Source organism: Neobacillus sp. plas4, assembly GCF_057221695.1.
In genome coordinates, this window is record NZ_CM170152.1 from 1,151,879 (window position 1) to 1,172,355 (window position 20,477).

The 20,477-nt window shown below is 38.2% G+C and carries 18 protein-coding genes and 1 riboswitch; of the genes, 11 read left to right on the plus strand and 7 right to left on the minus strand.

The genetic code is table 11. The features are described 5' to 3' along the window. Nucleotides 1–61 precede the first annotated feature (61 nt). Together AC2TFD_RS05830 and AC2TFD_RS05835 are read right to left on the minus strand one after the other, a co-directional pair. On the minus strand, nucleotides 62–1,294 hold the full coding sequence (locus tag AC2TFD_RS05830; protein WP_484675241.1) for an aminopeptidase: 1,233 nt from the start codon (nucleotides 1,292–1,294) through the stop codon (nucleotides 62–64). A gap of 357 nt (nucleotides 1,295–1,651) precedes the next feature. Further along, nucleotides 1,652–2,920 carry an MDR family MFS transporter gene (locus tag AC2TFD_RS05835; RefSeq protein ID WP_484675242.1) on the minus strand — a complete coding sequence of 423 codons (1,269 nt, stop codon included), beginning with the start codon at nucleotides 2,918–2,920 and terminating at the stop codon, nucleotides 1,652–1,654. Nucleotides 2,921–3,104: 184 nt separating this feature from the next. Between AC2TFD_RS05835 and AC2TFD_RS05840 the strand changes: the two genes are divergently transcribed. Then, nucleotides 3,105–5,294, plus strand: a complete 2,190-nt coding sequence (locus tag AC2TFD_RS05840) for a DNA topoisomerase III (protein ID WP_484675243.1) — start codon at nucleotides 3,105–3,107, stop codon at nucleotides 5,292–5,294. A 731-nt stretch (nucleotides 5,295–6,025) separates the two neighbouring features. Beyond that, on the plus strand, nucleotides 6,026–7,540 hold the full coding sequence (gene hutH, locus AC2TFD_RS05845; protein ID WP_484675244.1) for a histidine ammonia-lyase: 1,515 nt from the start codon (nucleotides 6,026–6,028) through the stop codon (nucleotides 7,538–7,540). Nucleotides 7,541–7,552: 12 nt separating this feature from the next. Here hutH and AC2TFD_RS05850 read toward each other — a convergent pair whose 3' ends face one another. Next, a complete protein-coding gene (locus AC2TFD_RS05850; RefSeq protein WP_335512495.1) occupies nucleotides 7,553–7,717 on the minus strand; it encodes a hypothetical protein in 165 nt (54 codons plus the stop codon). Between the two features lie 577 nt (nucleotides 7,718–8,294). Next, nucleotides 8,295–8,384, plus strand: a riboswitch (cyclic di-GMP riboswitch). A 31-nt stretch (nucleotides 8,385–8,415) separates the two neighbouring features. Between AC2TFD_RS05850 and AC2TFD_RS05855 the strand changes: the two genes are divergently transcribed. Continuing rightward, entirely contained in the window at nucleotides 8,416–8,565 is a 150-nt protein-coding gene (locus AC2TFD_RS05855; protein WP_335512493.1) for an anti-repressor SinI family protein, read from the plus strand. A gap of 55 nt (nucleotides 8,566–8,620) precedes the next feature. Here AC2TFD_RS05855 and AC2TFD_RS05860 read toward each other — a convergent pair whose 3' ends face one another. After that, nucleotides 8,621–8,950, minus strand: a complete 330-nt coding sequence (locus AC2TFD_RS05860) for a helix-turn-helix domain-containing protein (protein ID WP_335512491.1) — start codon at nucleotides 8,948–8,950, stop codon at nucleotides 8,621–8,623. 212 nt (nucleotides 8,951–9,162) lie between these two features. On the opposite strand from AC2TFD_RS05860, the gene map reads away from it, so the two are divergent. After that, nucleotides 9,163–9,915, plus strand: coding sequence for a type I methionyl aminopeptidase (gene map, locus AC2TFD_RS05865; protein ID WP_335512489.1), 753 nt, complete (start codon nucleotides 9,163–9,165; stop codon nucleotides 9,913–9,915). A gap of 24 nt (nucleotides 9,916–9,939) precedes the next feature. Here the strand turns inward: map and AC2TFD_RS05870 are convergent, their stop codons facing one another. Then, nucleotides 9,940–10,167: a DUF1128 domain-containing protein gene (locus tag AC2TFD_RS05870; RefSeq protein ID WP_335512487.1), complete on the minus strand. Its 228-nt coding sequence runs from the start codon at nucleotides 10,165–10,167 to the stop codon at nucleotides 9,940–9,942. 227 nt (nucleotides 10,168–10,394) lie between these two features. On the opposite strand from AC2TFD_RS05870, the gene AC2TFD_RS05875 reads away from it, so the two are divergent. Together AC2TFD_RS05875 and AC2TFD_RS05880 are read left to right on the plus strand one after the other, a co-directional pair. Then, entirely contained in the window at nucleotides 10,395–10,775 is a 381-nt protein-coding gene (locus tag AC2TFD_RS05875; protein WP_335512485.1) for a YtxH domain-containing protein, read from the plus strand. A gap of 46 nt (nucleotides 10,776–10,821) precedes the next feature. Further along, complete coding sequence (locus AC2TFD_RS05880) at nucleotides 10,822–11,658, plus strand: YihY/virulence factor BrkB family protein (RefSeq protein ID WP_335512483.1); 837 nt, start codon at nucleotides 10,822–10,824, stop codon at nucleotides 11,656–11,658. Nucleotides 11,659–11,867: 209 nt separating this feature from the next. On the opposite strand, the gene AC2TFD_RS05885 is transcribed toward AC2TFD_RS05880, so the two are convergent. Continuing rightward, nucleotides 11,868–13,784 (minus strand): heavy metal translocating P-type ATPase, encoded by a 1,917-nt coding sequence (locus AC2TFD_RS05885; protein WP_484675245.1) that lies wholly within the window; start codon nucleotides 13,782–13,784, stop codon nucleotides 11,868–11,870. A 251-nt stretch (nucleotides 13,785–14,035) separates the two neighbouring features. Continuing rightward, complete coding sequence (locus AC2TFD_RS05890; protein ID WP_484675246.1) at nucleotides 14,036–15,214, minus strand: MFS transporter; 1,179 nt, start codon at nucleotides 15,212–15,214, stop codon at nucleotides 14,036–14,038. Between the two features lie 196 nt (nucleotides 15,215–15,410). Here AC2TFD_RS05890 and cax point away from each other — a divergent pair, with 196 nt between their 5' ends. The 5 genes from cax (at nucleotide 15,411) to AC2TFD_RS05915 (ending at nucleotide 20,285) form a co-directional block, all read left to right on the plus strand. Beyond that, entirely contained in the window at nucleotides 15,411–16,463 is a 1,053-nt protein-coding gene (gene cax / locus AC2TFD_RS05895) for a calcium/proton exchanger (protein ID WP_335512476.1), read from the plus strand. Nucleotides 16,464–16,794: 331 nt separating this feature from the next. Continuing rightward, nucleotides 16,795–17,424 carry a YczE/YyaS/YitT family protein gene (locus tag AC2TFD_RS05900; RefSeq protein ID WP_484675247.1) on the plus strand — a complete coding sequence of 210 codons (630 nt, stop codon included), beginning with the start codon at nucleotides 16,795–16,797 and terminating at the stop codon, nucleotides 17,422–17,424. A 90-nt stretch (nucleotides 17,425–17,514) separates the two neighbouring features. Continuing rightward, complete coding sequence (locus AC2TFD_RS05905; protein WP_335512473.1) at nucleotides 17,515–18,318, plus strand: YfkD famly protein; 804 nt, start codon at nucleotides 17,515–17,517, stop codon at nucleotides 18,316–18,318. Between the two features lie 93 nt (nucleotides 18,319–18,411). Further along, nucleotides 18,412–18,609 carry an SE1561 family protein gene (locus AC2TFD_RS05910; RefSeq protein ID WP_335512471.1) on the plus strand — a complete coding sequence of 66 codons (198 nt, stop codon included), beginning with the start codon at nucleotides 18,412–18,414 and terminating at the stop codon, nucleotides 18,607–18,609. Between the two features lie 131 nt (nucleotides 18,610–18,740). After that, the gene (locus AC2TFD_RS05915) at nucleotides 18,741–20,285 is read left to right on the plus strand and encodes a fumarate hydratase (RefSeq protein WP_484675248.1); all 1,545 of its coding nucleotides are present in this window, start codon (nucleotides 18,741–18,743) and stop codon (nucleotides 20,283–20,285) included. Nucleotides 20,286–20,477: the final 192 nt, after the last annotated feature.

The window sequence follows — 20,477 nt, forward strand, 5'->3', positions numbered from 1 at the left end:
TTCTAACAAAATCAGTAAAAAGCAGCTTCTTAAAACGAAGCTGCTCTTTTTATTATACCATTTAAAAAGCCCAATTACCGTTTCTAAATACTGGTTCTGATTTTCCATCAGCCGTAATACCGTCAATGTCCATTTCCTCGGAACCAATCATAAAATCAACATGAGTAATACTTTCGTTTAGTCCGTTTTCTTTTAATTCTTCAGGAGACATCTTCTTTCCGCCCTCGATACAGAAAGCATAGGCACTGCCAATTGCTAGGTGGTTAGAAGCATTTTCATCAAACAAAGTATTATAGAATAGGACATTTGATTGTGAGATTGGTGAGTTATAAGGGACAAGTGCGACTTCACCAAGGTAATGCGAACCTTCATCTGTTTCGATAAGGCGCTTTAAGACTTCTTCCCCTTCTTCCGCCTTATAATCAACAATTCTTCCGTTTTCAAAGGTAATGGAGAAACGATCGATAATATTTCCTCCATAGCTTAGAGGCTTCGTGCTTGCCACGGTTCCATTTACACCTGTACGATAGGGAACCGTAAAGACTTCTTCCGTTGGCATATTAGCCATAAACTCAAAACCAATTTCATTTACACTGCCCGCACCAACCCAAATATGGTCTTTTGGAAGTTCAATCGTCAAATCTGTACCAGGAGCAGTGTAGTGAAGTTTTTTATAGCGCTTTTCATTTAAATAGCTAACTTTCTCATGTAACGTTTCATCATGCTTTTTCCAAGCTTCCACAGGATTATCCGTATCTACGCGAACAGATTTAAAGATGGCATCCCAAAGTAATGAAACTTGTTTGTCACTCGGTGCGTCAGGAAATACTTTTGCAGCCCATGCAGGGGATGGAGCAGCAATTACTGTCCAGCTAACTTTGTCAGATTGAACAGCTTGACGATACTTAGCCAATGCCGTTCCAGCTGCTTTTTGGAAGTTAGAAATCCGCTCTGGATTTATGCCTTTCAATAAATCAGGGCTTGAGGAAACAATCGCCATAAACGCTGCACCTTGCTCAACCAAATCTTCTTGTTCTTTTGCACGCCATACTGGATATGTAGTAAAAGCTTCATCTGGAGCTAATTCGTATTTTGTTCTGGATACAACATCATCATTCCAGTTAACTATCACATTCTTTGCACCTGTTTCATAGGCGTTTTTTACAACTAAACGGACAAACTCTGCACCGTCTAATGTAGCATTGACAACCAAAGTTTGCCCCTTTTGAATATTCACACCAACCTTAACGGCAAGCTCAGCATATTTCTCAAGGTTCTTTTGAAATTCGCTCATATTTTTTGTCTCCTTCTATCAAAATCTTCCATGTATTATTTTAGCTTTTTTACTTGGAAAAAGAAACTGAAAGCAGTGTACCTCAAAAAATGGACAAAAAAATAGTAGGGATGTTATCTCTACTTTAACTTGCTGCCGTAAACTTTTATATTAAGATAGACCCCTGCTGAAAATATAACTAAAAATGTAAGTATACCTGACCATGAAGTGGGAGACATAAATTGTGAAACTTCCACCATTACCACCACCCTTATAAGTAGGAAATGTTTACACCTTAATTATAATAGTAAAAGGGGTGATTGTGAACATTTTGTTACAACTTATTGAAAGTTTCTTGACAATGAAAAAGGATCCTATTTAGGATCCAACAGCAGGTTTTTTTTCAAAGGAATAAAACATAAGCCAATACAACCCGGCACTTGCTAAAGCAAGTATGGTTAAAACAAAAAATGTCCACTCATATCCTATCCAAACAGTCATTGGAATTGATAATGGAGCTATCGTCCTACTAATGGTGAATCGTAAACTAGCAGCAGCAAAATATTGTCCTCGCATATGCTCTGGTGCAAGCTTGGAAACAAAACTTTGTTGAATTCCAGCCCCCATTAATTCCGCAAAAGTGAAAACCGCCATCGCCACGATAAATCCCCAAATCCAATGGGTTTGACTAAAAAGTACTATGGAAATGGCGTATACAACAGAAGATAGGACAAATACATTCTGTTCTTTGAACGTGCTCATCCATTTTGTTACCGCAACGGTTAATAAGGCAACGAGCAGACCATTTTCTGCGAGTACTAATCCAAAGGCCTGCTCTCCTTTAACGGTAAATTCCCAATCGCCAATTGAGAATAGGGTTTGAAAATCGATTACATCCTTCATATAAACAGGAAATAACAAGTCCAATTGCATGAACGTCTGTCCAGCTAATACACCCGCAATAATAAAAAGAAGAAAGGTCCTATCTTTTATAATCAATGCGTAATCCTTTACCTGATTTTGTAAAAAGTAGTACCATTTTCGATCTGCACAGACAGCTTCCACTTTTTGAATCGGTGCCGTTTCCCTCGTCCATTTTGCTAAAATTAATCCAAGTAAAATACATACAATTCCTGCAACAACTAAAAGTTCAAATCGGTAATTGACATAAAAAATAGCACCTAAAATAGGTCCAATAACAACCGCAATATTGATCGAGGTGTAAAAAATAGCAAATACGCTGCTTCGATCCTTTTCGTCCACAACATCCGCCACCATTGCTTGACTAGCGGGCCAATAAAACGAGCCGAAAACTCCTGCAATACTAAATGCAACAAAACCTACCCAAGGGGACTGAAGCCAAGGTGAGCTCGCAAAGGCAAAAGCTAAAAAAGAAAGACCTTGTCCAATGGCTGAGATAACCATCATTCTTTTCCGCCCAAAGCGATCCGCACAATATCCCCCCATAAGATTGGCGATAACTGAAAAAATCTGCGAAAACACCAACAAAAAGCCAGCTTTATTTTTACCGAATTCTTCAGCGAAATAAATCGTCAAAAACGGGAAGAACATCCAAAACGTAATGTTCATCATCGCTTCACTAAATAAGCGAACTATTAAATTCGGATCCCAATCTCTAATCCGCATTTTGTACCTCCGAAACAATTATGTATGATAGCTAATACATCATACTATCCTCTTATAGGAATATACAAGAAAAAAATAGGTACATCTGAATGCTCTAATACATCTTTCGTAAACCTTTCATGATTTAATTAATTGTATGCTATATTAATGGTTAAGGGTAATTCTGAAAGGGTGTAAAAATAAAGTGAAAAAAAGCGTTGTATTAGCTGAAAAGCCATCTGTTGCTCGTGACATTGCACGGGTATTAAATTGTAATAAAAAAGGAAATGGTTTTTTAGAAGGAGATAAGTATATCGTTACTTGGGCACTAGGGCATTTAGTTACACTTGCCGACCCTGAAGTATATGATGACAAGTATAAAACATGGAAATTAGAAGATTTACCAATGCTGCCTAATGAATTAAAGCTTGTAGTGATTAAGCAAACAGGAAAGCAGTTTCATTCGGTAAAAAGCCAATTGATTCGTTCTGATGTAGGAGAGATTATCATCGCAACAGACAGTGGTCGTGAAGGAGAATTAGTCGCCCGGTGGATTATTTCAAAAGCGAAGATAAACAAGCCGATAAAACGTCTTTGGATTTCTTCTGTTACGGATAAGGCCATTAAAGATGGTTTTGCGAACTTAAAGCCGGGTAAAGCCTATGAGAATCTTTTTGCTTCAGCTGTTGCTCGATCAGAAGCCGATTGGTATATCGGTCTGAATGCAACCCGTGCGTTAACAACTCGATTCAACGCTCAACTTAACTGTGGCCGTGTCCAAACTCCGACCGTGGCAATCATTGCAGCACGTGAGGACGAAATCAAAAACTTCAAACCACAAAACTATTACGGGATTGAGGCACAGACCACCGATAAATTGAAACTTACTTGGCAGGACGCAAAAGGAAACAGCCGCAATTTTAATAAAGAGATCGTGGATGAGATTGTTGAAAAATTGGGGACAAAAAATGCCATTGTAACGGAGATTGAAAGGAAGCCAAAGAAGTCCTTCTCTCCAGGGCTTTATGATCTAACAGAATTACAGCGTGATGCTAATAAAATTTTCGGGTACTCTGCTAAGGAAACGCTGAATATTATGCAAAAGCTTTATGAACAGCATAAAGTGTTAACGTACCCTCGTACAGATTCACGTTTTATTTCATCAGATATTGTTCCTACCATTCCGGAACGCCTAAAAGCCTGCGGGGTTGGTGAATATCGTTTATTGACAAGTAAAATTTTAAAAAAGCCGATTAAGGTATCCAAATCGTTTGTAGATGATAGCAAGGTATCCGATCATCATGCGATCATACCAACCGAGGGATATGTGAACTATTCTGCTTTTACAGATAAAGAACGGAAAATTTATGACTTGGTTGTTAAAAGATTCCTGGCTGTCTTATTCCCCGCATTTGAGTATGAACAATTAACGCTTTGTGCAAAAATCGGTGAAGAAAACTTTGTTGCTAGAGGAAAAACGATTTTATTAAATGGCTGGAAAGAGGTTTACAATAATCACTTGGAAGATGATGATGAAAGTGATGATCTGAAAGAACAGATTCTGCCGCGTATTGAAAAAGGCGATACATTAAACGTAAGTCTAATTGCACAAACATCAGGTCAAACAAAACCGCCGGCACGATTTACAGAGGCAACTTTATTATCAGCAATGGAAAATCCCGTGAAGTATATGGAAACTCAGGATAAAAAGCTTGCTGATACTTTAAAATCAACGGGCGGTTTAGGGACGGTTGCGACCCGTGCTGATATTATTGAAAAGCTATTCAATTCATTTTTAATCGAAAAGCGTGGTAAAGACATTCATCCTACTTCTAAAGGCCGTCAATTGCTGGATTTAGTGCCAGAAGAACTAAAATCTCCAATATTGACTGCGGAATGGGAGCAAAAGCTTGATCAAATTGCTCATGGCAAGCTGAAAAAAGAAGTATTTATCGGTGAAATGAAGAATTATACAAAAGAAATTGTATCAGAAATTAAGGCAAGCGGTAAAAAATACAAACACGACAATATTTCTACGAAAAATTGCCCGGACTGTGGAAAACCAATGCTTGAGGTAAATGGGAAAAAAGGAAAAATGCTGGTATGCCAAGACCGCGAATGTGGACATCGGAAAAATGTTTCGCGAGTTACAAATGCACGGTGCCCACAATGCCGTAAAAAACTGGAGCTTCGCGGCGAAGGAGAAGGACAAATTTTCGCATGTAATTGCGGGCACCGTGAGAAACTATCTGCTTTTGAAGCACGCCGGAAAAAGGAATCTACTGGTAAAGTCGATAAACGTACGGTGCAAAAGTATCTGAAAAACCAACACAAAGAAGAAGAGCCAATTAATACAGCTTTAGCTGATGCTTTAAAGAAGTTGAAACTGAAATAAGGAATAAAAGAGTAAGCAAGTTGTTAAATCACATAAATGGTCCTGCAATTCGCAGGACTATTTTTTGTAGTATGATACTTTTATTTGCTATTGTGCTAAAGTATTATTGAAGTAAAATTCTGACAATTATATTGACAATCGGACTTTTTATCACATACAATAATTATTAATATAATAGAATCATTAGTGCCGAAATTAGTTGCGGATGGCCGAGAATAGTTGCGGATAGCCGAGAATAGTTGCGGATAGCCGAGAATAGTTGCGGATGGCCGAGAATAGTTGCGGATAGCCGAAAATAGTTGCGGATGGCCGAAAATAGTTGCGGATAGCCGAAAATAGTTGCGGATAGCCGAGAATAGTTGCGGATAGCCGAGAATAGTTGCGGATGGCCGAGAATAGTTGCGGATAGCCGAGAATAGTTGCGGATAGCCGAGAATAGTTGCGGATAGCCGAGAATAGTTGCGGATGGCCGAGAATAGTTGCGGATAGCCGAAAATAGATGCGGATGGCCGAGAATAGTTGCGGATAGCCGAAATTAGTTGCGGATAGCCGAGAATACTTGCGGATAGCCGAAAATACTTACGGAAAAAGAAATTAGTCGGAATGGGATGATATCAATGAGGCATCAAAAAATGAATCAAATAATGATAAAAGAGGCTGGACTCCAAATCTAATCGGATATGGAATCCAGCCTCTTTCTTTATTCTAATAAAGTGGTAGAGGTGAGAAATATGATTATGCTAACAGGTCAAAGCTTGACATTGGAACAAATGAAGAAGGTTTTGTACCAAAAAGAAAAGGTTTTTGCTTCTGATATAAGCATGGAGCTTGTAAAAAAGAGCCGTGAAGCAGTTGAGAAAATTGTTTCCGAGCACAAAGTAGTCTACGGTATTAATACTGGATTTGGAAAATTCAGCGATGTATTAATCGATAAAGAACATGTAAGGGATTTACAGCTTAATTTAATTCGCTCTCATGCTTGTGGAGTTGGTGAACCATTTCCGGAAATTGTTTCAAAAGCGATGGTTCTCTTACGTGCAAATGCACTTTTAAAAGGGTATTCAGGTGTTAGACCTATTCTTATTGAAAAACTAATTGACCTTGTTAATAAAGAAATTATTCCCGTTATTCCACAACAAGGTTCTCTTGGTTCCAGCGGTGATTTAGCGCCTCTATCTCATTTAGCATTGGTGCTGATTGGAGAAGGCGAAGTATTTTACAAAGGAAAGGTGATGGAATCGATTGATGCCCTTCAAGTGGAAGGAGTTCTTCCTATTACATTAGAGGCAAAAGAGGGTCTAGCGTTGATTAATGGAACACAGGCAATGACGGCAATGGGAGTGGTCGGCTATCTAGAAGCAGAGCAGCTTGCCTATGAAAGTGAACTGATTGCCGCAATGACAATGGAGGGATTGAACGGGATCATTGACGCATTTGCGGAGGAGGTTCATATCGCACGAGGTTATCAGCAGCAGATTGATACAGCAGCAAGAATTCGTCGATACCTAAGTGATAGTTTATTAACCACATTACAGGGAGAATACCGTGTTCAGGATGCTTATTCCATACGATGTATTCCTCAAGTACATGGTGCTTCCTGGCAGGCATTGGATTATGTAAAGGAAAAATTAGAAATTGAAATGAATGCGGCTACTGATAATCCATTAATCTTTGAAGATGGTGAAATAGTAATCTCAGGAGGAAATTTTCATGGTCAGCCGATTGCGTTTGCAATGGATTTCATGAAGATTGCTGTAGCGGAGCTTGCAAATATTTCGGAAAGACGAATTGAAAGATTGGTAAATCCACAGTTAAATGATTTACCTCCTTTTTTAAGCCCTGAGCCTGGTCTGCAGTCAGGGGCAATGATTATGCAATATGCAGCGGCGTCGCTCGTATCCGAAAACAAAACGCTTGCCCACCCTGCAAGTGTTGACTCCATTCCTTCATCTGCCAACCAAGAGGACCATGTAAGTATGGGAACGATTGCTGCAAGGCATGCTTATCAGATTATCCAAAATGCTAGAAGAGTATTAGCCATTGAATTAATTTGTGCAATGCAGGCTGTTGAAATTCGCGGCGTTGAAAAAATGGCAAGCCAGACAAAGAACCTTTATGAGAAGGGAAGAGCACTTGTTTCTTCTATAAAAAAAGATCGAATTTTCTCGAAAGATATCGAAAGGGCAGCAGAAGGACTAAAAGAATGGGACTTAAGTAAGATTATACAAGAAAGTAAAAAGGCGTGAATTTCACGCCTTTTACTCTACTTCTTCTGTTTCGACTCTATTTTTAAATGCCTCCTGTACTACAATAAGCTCCTCGTCCCCGATGGCATCCTTTGAATGTCTTTCCACTAAGTTATCCTTTGGTAAATTTCCAGGATGACCTTTCTTTTTATGGTTAAAATGTTCTCCACGTGCCAAATCAAACACTCCTTTCGTCTACGAATGTATCATTCCCAAACGAAGGAAATTTATTATTCATCTTTCACTTTTTCTTTTGACTTTGATGGGCTGCACATACGGTCAAGCAGAAAACCAAAGAATACCATAAAGGCAATCGGTATCGTGTAATTCAACACATGAATCAATGTCATACTGTGTCTCACCACCATTATTTGAATATTATTAATATTTAGTCTATTTTAGTGTTGTTTATTGTATAAGTCAATTGTCACAAAATAGACAAATTATATTGATTTTTCATATGTTTTTACAAAAATTTGCCCATGGGAAAATAAGGTATTTTCGACTAAAAGCACCTTTATTTTCCAATAAACTTCCAGTTAAATCACGGAGCATCGATAGAGAATGAAGATTCTTTGTAGAAATATGGTAAAAAATGTTTAAAAAAAAGGTTCAAAAGATAAATGCAACCGACAAATTACAACACGCTACTGATAAAGTACTATATATAATAAGCTTATAAATTTAGAATTTAGGAATACGAAAAGTTGTCCATCAAATATAATGAATAATCAATGATTTATGAGTGGTTTGAAGCAGAAAAAGGCAAACCTATTGAAAAATAGGGACGCAAAGCCGAGGATCTAAGGTATAGGTTTTTTACTATGATGGCCGGGCTACCTGGAATACACAAAGTATTTTAGGGGTGGATGAGAGTGGTAATTACGGATAGTATGACGAATGGAATGGATTCAGAATGGTTGGAACTTATTGTTGAGGCAAAAGAACTAGGTCTTTCGAAGGAAACAATTCTTGATTTTCTCCATCAAAATGAGGTCAGGGACATACTAGTAAAGAATCGCTAAGATACATAAAGAACAAAGCATACTCCCAATTAAGGCTGTATGCTTTGTTCTTTTATTATTCGTTATTATTTTGATTGATCCGCCACTTATTGAACTCAAGAAAATCACGAAATTGTTCTTTTGAGACTCCAGATTCCATTGCCTCTTTTACAATGCTCATCCAATCGCTGTCTAATTCCTCTTTATTTATCTGTTCATTTATAAGATGATCTACTGGAACGTTTAACACAGCCGAAATTTTTTCTAGAAATTGAATAGAGGGATTTCTTTGCAGATTTCTTTCAAGCGAACTTAAATAAGATTTAGCAACGCCAGCTTGCTCTGCAAGTTCGGATAATGACATTTTTTTCTCTAAACGTAGTTTTTTAACACGATCACCTATCATTTGGCTCACACACCTACTATTTAATATTCCTACAATAATTTTATCAAAGAAGTTGAAAAAGTTCCATATTAAGAACGACTTATTATACAAAAAATATTCGTTTATTTCAAATATTTTTTGAAAAAAGAGCCTGATAACGATAATATTAAAATGCGGGTTTCCGTTTATATAAAGTATATATAAAAAAATAATAACAAAGGTTGGGAAGATGGATGATTGTTCTTAAATCGCAGAGGGAAATTGAAGCAATGAAAAAAGCAGGGGAAATCCTTGCATCATGTCATAAAGAAATTGCAAAAATGATTAAACCTGGCATTACAACTTGGGAAATTGATGAATTTGTTGATGAATACTTAAGTAAACACCATGCAACCCCAGAGCAAAAGGGCTATAAAGGTTATAAATATGCTACATGTGCCAGTATAAATGACGAGATTTGCCATGGTTTTCCTAGAAAAGAACCGTTAAAAGAAGGTGATATTGTTACCATCGATATGGTTGTCAATTATAATGGAGGCCTGGCTGATTCCGCATGGTCCTATGCAGTTGGAGCAGTATCGAAGGAAACAGAACGATTATTAGAAGTGACAAAGGAAGCACTTTATAAAGGTATTGAACAGGCTGTTGCCGGTAATAGAATCGGTGATATTGGTCATGCCATCCAAACGTATGTGGAAGGAGAAGGTTTTTCAGTAGTTCGTGATTTCATCGGTCATGGTATTGGCGCGGTAATTCATGAGAAACCAGATGTGCCACATTACGGGCTGCCTGGAAAGGGTCCAAGAATTAAAGAAGGTATGGTATTTACGATTGAGCCAATGGTGAATATCGGTATGTACCAAATGAAGATGGATAGTAATGGCTGGACGGCTCGGACGGTTGATGGGAAGTACTCTGCTCAATATGAACATACGATTGCAGTGACCAAGGATGGTCCGATTATCTTAACGGACCAAGAAAAATAAAAAACAGATCCCAAGAGATCTGTTTTACTTATTTTTACGAAGGTTTCCCAGCTCTTCCACCAAGGCCTGCATTTCATTAGGACTGAAAGAAGGCTTTTTCATGACCATGTCGTAAATTTCCTTTAACTCTTCATACATTTCTTCATCAAAGTGCGAAGGTTTAATAGCTCCAAGATTTAAAACTTTTAATTTTTCTTTTATTTGTTCAATCATATACTCCACATTTTCGATGGTTTTCTCTGATAAATTCATCCCGTCACCCTTTTCAAGAATTGTAATTGTAATTTTATCTTTTCATTTTAATTGGCAGATGTCAATCTAAACATGTTTTATTACAATGATTAGCGGGTAATAAAGAAATAAAGATAAAAATATGGCGAACTCTTGCTTTTGATAACAAGCTTAAAGCAAAATATAAAGTGATGATTATGGTGTTTTATTTATAGTGATAAAAATAGTTTGAAAGGAGAGGTTAAAAAATGGGAAAGAACCTATTTTTAAGAGGCATGATTTATGGTGCAATCGCGGGCGGAGCGCTAAGCTTATTAGATAAACAAACCCGCCATGCAATGAAGGTAAATGTGAAAAAAGTTTATGAGCAAGTTTCCTATGTCGTTCATCATCCGAGTGAACTCACTGAAAATGTAAAAGAAACAGCGGAAAAGATTAGAAATACGATAGAGCAGGTTAGTGAGGACATTTCGTATATTACTGGGAAAGTGGACGAACTTCGTGAGTTAACCCCACAGGTAAAAGAAAGAGTAATGGAAGCAATAAATACCTTTGATGATACAAACTCAGACCTTATGGAAGATTTACTAAAAGAAGTCAAGGTGGAAGAAGAAACAAGCATTAATTAAGTAATTTGAATAAATGATCGTTTAGGTTTAAAGGAGTGGTGAGTAAATGAAGAAGGAAGTGAATGTTCGTAAATCGTTGGTAAGACTTCTTTGGCATCGAATTGAAGAAGATGATATTTCTGGTTTATCCGCCCAACTTGCTTATTTTTTTCTACTATCACTATTTCCACTCCTAATATTCATTTTTACATTACTGCCGTATCTGCCCATTCCATACCCCGATATTCTTGGCAGCATCCGGGAGTTTGCCCCGCCTGACACGATGGACTTAATTGAAAAGAATGTTAATTATGTGATGAATAATCGAAATGGTGGATTGCTTTCTATTGGGGTTATCGGAACCATGTGGTCTGCTTCTAATGGAATTCATGCCTTAGTAAGAGCCTTTAATAAAGCATACAATGTGAAAGAAAGTCGTTCCTTTATCGTTTCTAGAGGTATGGCTATTTTGCTTACTCTTGGGATGATCTTAGTTTTTATTGTTGCTGTTTTACTTCCGATATTTGGAAGGGAAATTGGAGTGTTTCTCTTTTCTTATTTAGGCTTTAAAGGGGAATTTCTCCGCATTTGGAATATGTTACGTTTGGCAGGAAGCGCCCTAATTTTATTTATTATTTTCACGGGATTGTATTGGATTGCTCCAAATGTCAAATTACGCTGCAGAAGTGCTTTTCCTGGTGCAGTCTTTGCAACGGTTGGCTGGATTGTTTCTTCGTATGCATTATCCTTCTATGTGGGAAGTTTTGGTAATTTTTCCTTAACATATGGAAGTATTGGAGCTATTATTGTTTTATTAATTTGGTTATACATATCGGGCTTCATTATCATCATTGGCGGTGAAATTAACGCATTCTATAGTGAAAAGTACAAAACCAATTGCTAGACTTTTCCTTAATGAAATGTGCTGAGTTGTAAACAATAGTAGTGGGGAACAAGCCAATTGAATAGGGGGATTATCATGACAAAACATACAAAAAAAGATGGCGGCACAAAACAAAAAGGTAAAGGCAGCAAAGGAAATAAAACATCAGGATCTGCCAACGGCAGCAATGGCTATCACTAAATAAAACCGGGCTCAGCGAGCCCGGTTTTTTAACTTTTCAGCAGTCTTAAACTGTTAAGAATTACAAGAATGGTACTGCCTTCATGCCCGATGACACCATATGGCAAATCAAGCATTTGAAAAAAGTTTGAGGATATTAAAACCATAATCACGGTAATCGAAAAAATAACATTTTGTTTAATGATTCTATTCATCCGTTTTGAAAGCTGAATGGCTTCAGAAATCCTTGGCAAATCATTCTTCATCAACACCACATCCGCAGTTTCGAGGGCTACATCCGTTCCTTCCCCCATGGCAATACCAACATTTGCAATGGCCAAAGCCGGTGCATCATTTATTCCATCCCCAACCATTGCGATTGTTCCATATTTCTCTTTCAGAATTTTAAGCTGCTCCACTTTTTCTTCGGGCAGACACTCTGCAAAGAATTGGTCTACATGGCTTTCATCCGCTATGGCCTTTGCAGTTTTCTCGCTATCTCCAGTGAGCATGACTGTGTAAATATCCTGTTTCCTTAGATGTTCGATTGCAAGTTGGGTTTCTTGTCTCACAACATCCTTTAAAGCAATCATCGCGGCTAAGCAATTATTAATTTGTATAAAAACAAGTGTATTCCCTTTACTTGCCAGCTCTTCTGCTTTTCCATCCGCAAATACTAAGGCAGTTTCTCGGCCGACAAAATCCATTTTTCCAATTTTCCATTGTTCGCCATTGATATCAGCTTTTACACCCCATCCAGGAACATCCTCTAAATTCTCTGGCTGTATAAGGTCTCGATTAAGGCTTTTTTTCACATATTTAACAATTGACTGTGCTAAAGGATGATTCGATTGATTTTCGATCGAAGCAGCTTTCCATAGCAGTTCTTCTTTATCAAACCGTTCATCTACAATAAAATCGGTCACTTCAGGTTTCCCTTTTGTCAGTGTTCCTGTTTTATCGAAGGCAATGGCTTTCACGTGACTGAGGTTCTCTAAATGGACACCGCCTTTTACTAAAATACCTCTTTTTGCTCCATTCGAAATAGCAGATAACGTGGCTGGCATGATCGAAGCAACAAGGGCACAAGGGGAAGCGACGACAAGCAAAATCATGGCACGATAAAATGACTCGTTCCAGCTCCAATCAAGCAGGAAATAGGGCAGGAACATCATCAATAACACGGCAGCTAAAACCGTTTTTACATAGGTACCTTCAAAACGTTCAATAAACAGCTGTGATGGAGATTTTTCACTTTGAGCAGACTGGACTAATTCAATAATTTTATGAAAAAGTGTTTCATTACTTGCCTTTGATGTTTGGACGGTGATTGCTCCTGTTAAATTAACCGTACCCGCAAACACTTCTTTATCCAGCCCTTTTGAAACGGGCATGGATTCTCCAGTAATAGCAGCTTCATCAATATTTGTAAATCCATTCTTAATGATTCCATCAGAAGGAATTCTTTCCCCAGGCTTTACAAGTATTTGGTCTCCAACTTTAAGCTCAGAAACAGGTACTCGTCGTTCCATTCCATTATGAATAAGAAGGGCTTCTTCAGGCTGCAGCTCCATTAAGGAAGAAATTTCTTTGTGACTTTTGTTCATTGTATAGGTCTCTAAAGCACCGCTTACAGCAAAGATAAAAATCAATATTGCGCCTTCGGTCCAATAACCAATAATCGCAGAACCAATAGCCGCAAAAATCATTAACATTTCAACGTTTAGCTCTTTGTTTTCATAAGTAGCTTCAATCCCTTCTTTGGCTTTAGCAAAACCACCAATCACAAAAGCCAGTAAATAAAGAATAATAGAAGCAACATGATCTCCCGTTTTATCAGTTAACCATCCAGCTGCAATGAATACACCACTCAGACCAGCAGCTATCAATTCGATATGAGGTTTAATTTTTTCATGAAGTCCAATCTTTGGAAGTTCTTTGGATAATCTCTTCGCATCCGTACTCATTTCCTTTTCCCTCCTCTAATTTTTTCTAACTGTGCAACTCTACCACCAAGAAAGTGCGTCTGCTTTCTTTCTAAATGAGAAAAATAATCATATTCACTACCCTTAAAAAACACGAAAGCTGTCATCATGAGGATGACAGCACAGATTGTAGAGCAGTCATCGTAAGGATGACTGAGACTTCAGTGATTTATTTTATTGATTTAATTTTACCATACAATTTATGTTAATAATATAAAATTGCTCCATGAATCCTAGGAGTTTTGCTGCTCAACCATTGGGAAAGTTTTTTTACCGAAAACGTACAGGATAATGGATAAGATAAGCAGCATGGTACTGATGATATAAAAGAAACTAATTCCTTTGAAAAATTGAATAAATAGCCCCCCGATTATGGGACCGCTCAGACTTCCTAAACTAAAAAAGATACCGCATAATAAATTTCCAGTTGCTAACAGATTCCTAGGTACTAAATCCGTCATATAACTAATTCCAAGTGAAAAGGTCGAGCCTACGACCATACCTGATAAGAGGAAGGAGACAAAAAGACCAATAAAGGAATGTTCGAAAATACTTGCAGACGTAAAAGTAAAAAATCCAAGTAAAAGAATAACCATTAATAAATTTCTTCGGCCATATGTATCACTTAGGACTCCTAATGGCAGTTGTGTAATAATACCTCCAACGGCAAAGACTGTTAACATAATGGAAACTTTTGCTACGTCAATATCCATTCTTAAAGCGTAGACGGGAAAGCTGCCGTTTAAAGAGGATTCTAAAAAACCGTAGCAGAACGGAGGGAGGAAGGCTACCCAGCCAACCTTCATCGTTTTACTAAAGCGCTTGATGGTGTTAAGGAATGAATTGATTCCAACTTCTTGCTCTGGAAACTCATTTTTTAGTGTAAAGACAAACACCCAGCCGATGAAGCATAAGATGGATGAAACAATAAAGGGAAGTGATTCATTAATATTTACGAGAGGTGTCATCAATGGTCCGCTCGCAAAGCCAATACCAAAAAACAATCCATATAGTGAAACATTCCGCCCTCTTTTATCGGCTGGAGAGGAGGATGTAATCCAGGTTTGGGTAGCGAAGTGCAAGGCATGGTCACCAATACCAATCAAGGCGCGCAAACAAAACCAAAACCAAAAGGACTTCCACACAGGAAACATTGCGAGTGCAAGGACCACTAGGCCGCCTCCGAAAATAATTGTTGGTTTATACCCATATTTACGAAGAGGTGCTTCCATAAATGGAGAAATCAATAGAATTCCAATATAGAGTGCTATTGCATTTAATCCGTTAAGAGAAGAAGAAACTCCGCCCTTCTCGAATATTACAGCAATAAGCGGGAGAAGCATTCCTTGGGAAAAACCAGATATTGAAACAATCGTCACCAAGATCCATAAGCGAAATTTATCTTTATTCATAATAGGTCCCTCGTTATTTATTCGTTTGTAATCCCATAGAATGGCTACATGGAAGATGGTAACGAGAATACAAAGCATTTGCAAGTTAAATATTTTGCACGGTTTTAATATAGGAAAAATGGGGAAGTCTCATATTGGAGGATATTTTACATTTTTTAGTTGGGATTTTAACAATATTTTTTGGGAGGGACAATAGTTGGAAAAAATATTTATGATCCTTACCTTTATTGGGGTTCCACTTTCAGTAATCGGGACACTCATGCATTGGCCAACGATGCTACTTTTTATCGTTTATTGTGTTGCAATAATCGCTCTGGCTAGTTATATGGGGAGAGCTACGGAAAGTCTTGCCATTGTTGCAGGTCCGCGGGTCGGTGGACTGTTAAATGCAACTTTTGGGAATGCAGTGGAACTTATTATTTCTATCTTTGCGCTAAAGGAGGGATTGGTGGGTGTAGTTCTAGCCTCATTAACTGGGTCTGTACTCGGTAACCTGCTTTTAGTCGCGGGATTTTCCTTCTTTATAGGCGGCTTAAAATTTAAAAGGCAGACCTTTAACGTCCACGATGCCCGTCATAACTCAGGCCTCTTAATGTTCGCTGTCATTGTAGCATTCGTTATTCCTGAAGTTTTTTCGATGGAAATGAATGAGTCAGAAACATTAAGTTTAAGTATCGGGATATCCGTCATTTTAATTTTGCTTTATCTTGCTGCACTGTTCTTTAAATTAGTAACCCATAGAGGGGTTTATCAAAGCGAAAATACCGAAAAACATCATGAGGAAGAACCAGAATGGGGGAAGGGCAAGGCTATCACTGTTTTGTTAGTTGCTACTCTAGCCGTTGCCTATATTTCTGAAAATCTTGTTCATACGTTTGAATATGTTGCAGAATCTTTTGGATGGACTGAGCTGTTTATCGGGGTGATTATTGTAGCCATTGTTGGGAATGCAGCCGAGCATGCTTCAGCGATAGTCATGGCCTTTAAAAATAAAATGGACATTGCTGTCGAGATTGCCATTGGCTCGACTCTGCAGGTTGCCATGTTTGTGGCGCCAGTGCTTGTTTTAATTTCCCTTTTCTTTACAGAATCGATGCCGCTTGTATTTACGATGCCGGAATTGATTGCAATGGTAACCTCGGTCCTGCTTATTGTTGTTATCTCCAATGATGGTGAATCGAACTGGTTTGAGGGACTGACCTTACTTGCCGCTTATTTTATTATGGGGATAGGGTTCTTCCTGCTTTAAACACAAAGACTCTGAGCCGGTAAGCTCAGAGTCTCCTCTTTTTTAACTATTTTCGATGTAAGGGTAATCCATAATCTGTGCTATAATGTTCAAGCATATGCTATATTCGGGTAAAACCAATCGCTTTCTTGGGACCATCTATCACCAACCTTCATGTTAATTTATAAATGAAAAACACGAGTGTTGAATATCATATATGAGTGGAATCCCAACCTCCTTAAGTGTAAATGGTTAGTCGATTGATTACTGCCCTCCTTTTTTAAAGGATAAGTATATTATAATTGATTATTCGAATTTTGTAAATGTTCAGATTATATTTCAGGAGAAAAAAATGGCATTATTTTATCGCACTTTATTTTTTATTATTGGGTTATTTATCATGACGTTTGGTATATGTTTAACAATTAAAGCAGAGCTGGGTGTTGGTGCTTGGGACGCATTAAATGTGGCTCTGACTCAATGGGTCGGTTTAACAATTGGAACATGGGTAATTATCGATGGAGCCGTTCTTATCCTTGTGAATGCGCTTTTGATAAAAAAGAGACCCGAAATACTATCATTATTTACGATTATCTTGATAGGTTCATTAGTGGACTTTTGGATACTAATTGTTTTTAAATCTTGGGAGGCTACTGGATTTATCATTCAATTGGCCACGTTAGTACTGGGACTTTTTATTATAGCGGTTGGTGCTGCAATTTACTTACAGGCAAAGTTCCCATCGAGTCCTTTTGATTCTTTTATGATGGCAATCCAAAAGCGTTTTAGTGTTAATTTAATGACTGCAAAAACCATTGGGGAAATCATCGCATTAATTCCAGCACTATTTCTTAAAGGTCCCATTGGTTTTGGGACGATCATCATTACCTTTTTGATTGGACCCTTTATCCAGCTTTGTTTTCCGTACTTCGAAAAATTACTGAATAAACTAATCGCAAGCAGTTACGTGGAGAAATATTGAAATTTTTCGTGGTAATGGATAAAAATTTTCAACTCCGAAAACACTATGAGCAGACTTATCATTGCTAATTGTGTGAAAGGAGTTTTCTTAATGAAAAAATTGATTCCCGTGATAACAACACTGCTATTACTGTTAGCCTTTTTGCCAACAGCTTCAGCTGAAAATGCTAAAAAAGAACCGGCAAACTATCAAGTTCCTCCTTCGGTTCGTAATATTACGAAGGAAAATACCTATCCGAATTCAACACAGGATTTACCTACCTTGCAGCCTAGTGAGTTAACAAAAAAGCTTATTGACTCTTCCAAGGTGAAAATTGAAAATCCAGATTTAATACGCATGCTGAATGAATCAAGTGTCAATAGTACCCCGTTTGCACTTGGATATCGTGCCATCGTCTATCTAGGTCAGTGGCCATTAAATTATGAATCAACAGAAACATCACCAAACTGGGAATATCAAAAGATTAATACAAATTATTACGATAACCGCGGCGGGACAGTCCCTTATCAAATTCATTATGTTCAAGAAGCGCAAAAAATGATCCGCGGTGGATTGACAGCTAAAATTGCTAGCGCAGAAGATGTTAAAAAGATGATGCTCTTAAAAGCGATGGAAAAAACTCGTCTTCCGCTCGCATTTGAAACCATTATCGGTGCTGGAACGAAGAATGATCATGTTTACAATATCCCTGTTAACCGTTTAGGGTACTTATACGCTTATGCACCTGCGGTAAATGAAAAAGGCAAAGTGACGTATGGTGAGGTCTACTTAATGCTAAAGGGAAGCAAAAAAATGATTGTAATTAAAAATGTAACACAGCAAGGAATTGGGGCATGGATTCCTGTACAGGATCATGTTTCATTTGGGTTTGCTGCGTCAGAAAGACCTAGATGAAGATGATGTTGAGGAAGAACTCCTTTTTGGGGTTCTTTTTTGAAATGAATGGCAAAAAGTGCTAGGATATTGGATGGAAGGGAGAGGAATGATTTGGGTAGTCCAACTTATGATAAAAATTCACAAGTTAGTTTTTTAAAGCAGCGATTAAACATGTTTCTAGATGTATTGGAATCAATCGATCCGGAGGATACGGATCTTGATGATATTGATAATTTAATCAAAATGATTGATGAATTAGAATCAAAATGTAAAGAATTCAATCATCGTGAAACCCCAGAGTCTGTTTAACTACAGGCTCTTTTCTTTTGGAAAACCTTTATCTTTAAATCGTTTGTTTATAGGAGTATAATAATAGTCGTATAAATAGTTGTAATTTTTAAATAGATTGCGAATCGGATAAGGGGAAAGGGGTACTTTAGGTGAATATCGAGAAATTTCAGGAGAGCATGTACAAATTGGTAGTGGAAACTTCTACGAAGCTTCCAAAGGATGTCCGTCGGGCAGTGCGTGCGGCAAAGGAAAAAGAAAACGCGGGTACAAGTGCAGCAATGAGTCTCGCCACAATTACTAATAATATTAAAATGGCAGATGATCAAGTTTCACCAATTTGTCAGGACACTGGTTTGCCAACATTCAAAATCAAGACGCCTGTTGGTGTAAATCAATTGGAACTAAAAGAAGCGATCAAAAATGCAATTGTAATCGCAACCAAAGAAGGAAAACTGCGCCCTAACTCTGTGGATTCTCTAACAGGGGAGAACAGTGGAGACAACCTCGGAGCAGGTTTACCGGTTATGAAATTTGATCAATGGGAAAAAGATTATATCGATGTACGTTTGATTTTAAAAGGCGGCGGCTGTGAAAATAAAAACATCCAGTACAGTTTGCCATGTGAGTTAGATGGACTTGGACGAGCAGGTCGTGACCTTGACGGAATCCGAAAATGTATCATGCATTCCGTGTATCAGGCACAAGGCCAGGGCTGCAGTGCAGGTTTTATTGGAGTAGGGATTGGCGGCGACCGTTCATCAGGCTATGATTTAGCAAAAGAACAATTATTCCGTTCATTAGATGATGTGAATTCAAATGAAGATTTACGTGCTCTAGAAGAGTATGTGTTAGAAAATGCGAATAAATTGGGTATCGGTACCATGGGCTTTGGCGGTGAAGCAACTTTATTAGGCTGTAAGGTAGGGGTAATGAATCGAATTCCTGCTAGCTTCTATGTATCTGTCGCTTACAATTGCTGGGCATTCCGCCGTTTAGGTGTTAGTGTCGACCCTGTATCAGGAGAAATTAATGAGTGGATGTACCAAGATGGTGAATTCATTGATTTTGCGGAAACAGAAGCGGAGAAAGAAACGGCTGCAGCACGTGCAAACGATGTGATCACTCTCCAAGCCCCAATCACAGAAGAACAAATTCGTGAATTGAAGGTCGGTGATGTCGTCCAAATTAACGGTATGATGTACACCGGCCGTGACGCTATTCATAAATACTTATCAGACAATGACTCACCAGTAGATTTGAATGGACAAGTGATCTATCACTGTGGTCCAGTTATGTTAAAGGATGAAAAAGGTAACTGGCATGTGAAGGCAGCAGGTCCGACTACAAGTATTCGTGAGGAGCCTTACCAAGGTGATATTATGAAGAGATTTGGCATTCGTGCCGTTATTGGTAAAGGCGGAATGGGACCTCGTACCTTAGCTGCACTTAAAGAGCACGGCGGTGTATATTTAAACGCAATTGGCGGTGCTGCTCAGTATTATGCGGATTGTATCAAGGGGGTTGAAGGTGTAGACCTCATGCAATTTGGTATCCCTGAGGCGATGTGGCACCTGCGCGTAGAAGGCTTCACTGCCGTTGTAACAATGGATTCACACGGAAACAGTTTGCATGCAGATGTAGATAAGTCTTCGTTGGAAAAATTGGCACAGTTTAAGGATAAGGTGTTTAATTAAGATAGGCGGGCAGGCTCCTTATGGGGCCTGCTCTTTTTGAATGGGTTGTTTTGTAGGTGCTGTATGGTTTTGTGTAAAAAGTTATAAAAAATGTCTGAACATTAATGGGGTATTTGCAATTATCTGTACCTGAAAAATCATGCTTGTGGTAATCAGCGGGCTGTCTGATTACCGTTTAACACAAAAAAACGT

Bases quoted from the DNA above. Each gene is read 5' to 3' on its own strand.
- AC2TFD_RS05830 (WP_484675241.1), bottom strand. From the start codon at position 1,294: ATGAGCGAATTTCAAAAGAACCTTGAGAAATATGCTGAGCTTGCCGTT.
- AC2TFD_RS05835 (WP_484675242.1), bottom strand. From the start codon at position 2,920: ATGCGGATTAGAGATTGGGATCCGAATTTAATAGTTCGCTTATTTAGT.
- hutH (WP_484675244.1), top strand. From the start codon at position 6,026: ATGATTATGCTAACAGGTCAAAGCTTGACATTGGAACAAATGAAGAAG.
- AC2TFD_RS05860 (WP_335512491.1), bottom strand. From the start codon at position 8,950: ATGATAGGTGATCGTGTTAAAAAACTACGTTTAGAGAAAAAAATGTCA.
- map (WP_335512489.1), top strand. From the start codon at position 9,163: ATGATTGTTCTTAAATCGCAGAGGGAAATTGAAGCAATGAAAAAAGCA.
- AC2TFD_RS05870 (WP_335512487.1), bottom strand. From the start codon at position 10,167: ATGAATTTATCAGAGAAAACCATCGAAAATGTGGAGTATATGATTGAA.
- AC2TFD_RS05875 (WP_335512485.1), top strand. From the start codon at position 10,395: ATGGGAAAGAACCTATTTTTAAGAGGCATGATTTATGGTGCAATCGCG.
- AC2TFD_RS05880 (WP_335512483.1), top strand. From the start codon at position 10,822: ATGAAGAAGGAAGTGAATGTTCGTAAATCGTTGGTAAGACTTCTTTGG.
- AC2TFD_RS05885 (WP_484675245.1), bottom strand. From the start codon at position 13,784: ATGAGTACGGATGCGAAGAGATTATCCAAAGAACTTCCAAAGATTGGA.
- AC2TFD_RS05890 (WP_484675246.1), bottom strand. From the start codon at position 15,214: ATGAATAAAGATAAATTTCGCTTATGGATCTTGGTGACGATTGTTTCA.
- AC2TFD_RS05900 (WP_484675247.1), top strand. From the start codon at position 16,795: ATGGCATTATTTTATCGCACTTTATTTTTTATTATTGGGTTATTTATC.
- AC2TFD_RS05905 (WP_335512473.1), top strand. From the start codon at position 17,515: ATGAAAAAATTGATTCCCGTGATAACAACACTGCTATTACTGTTAGCC.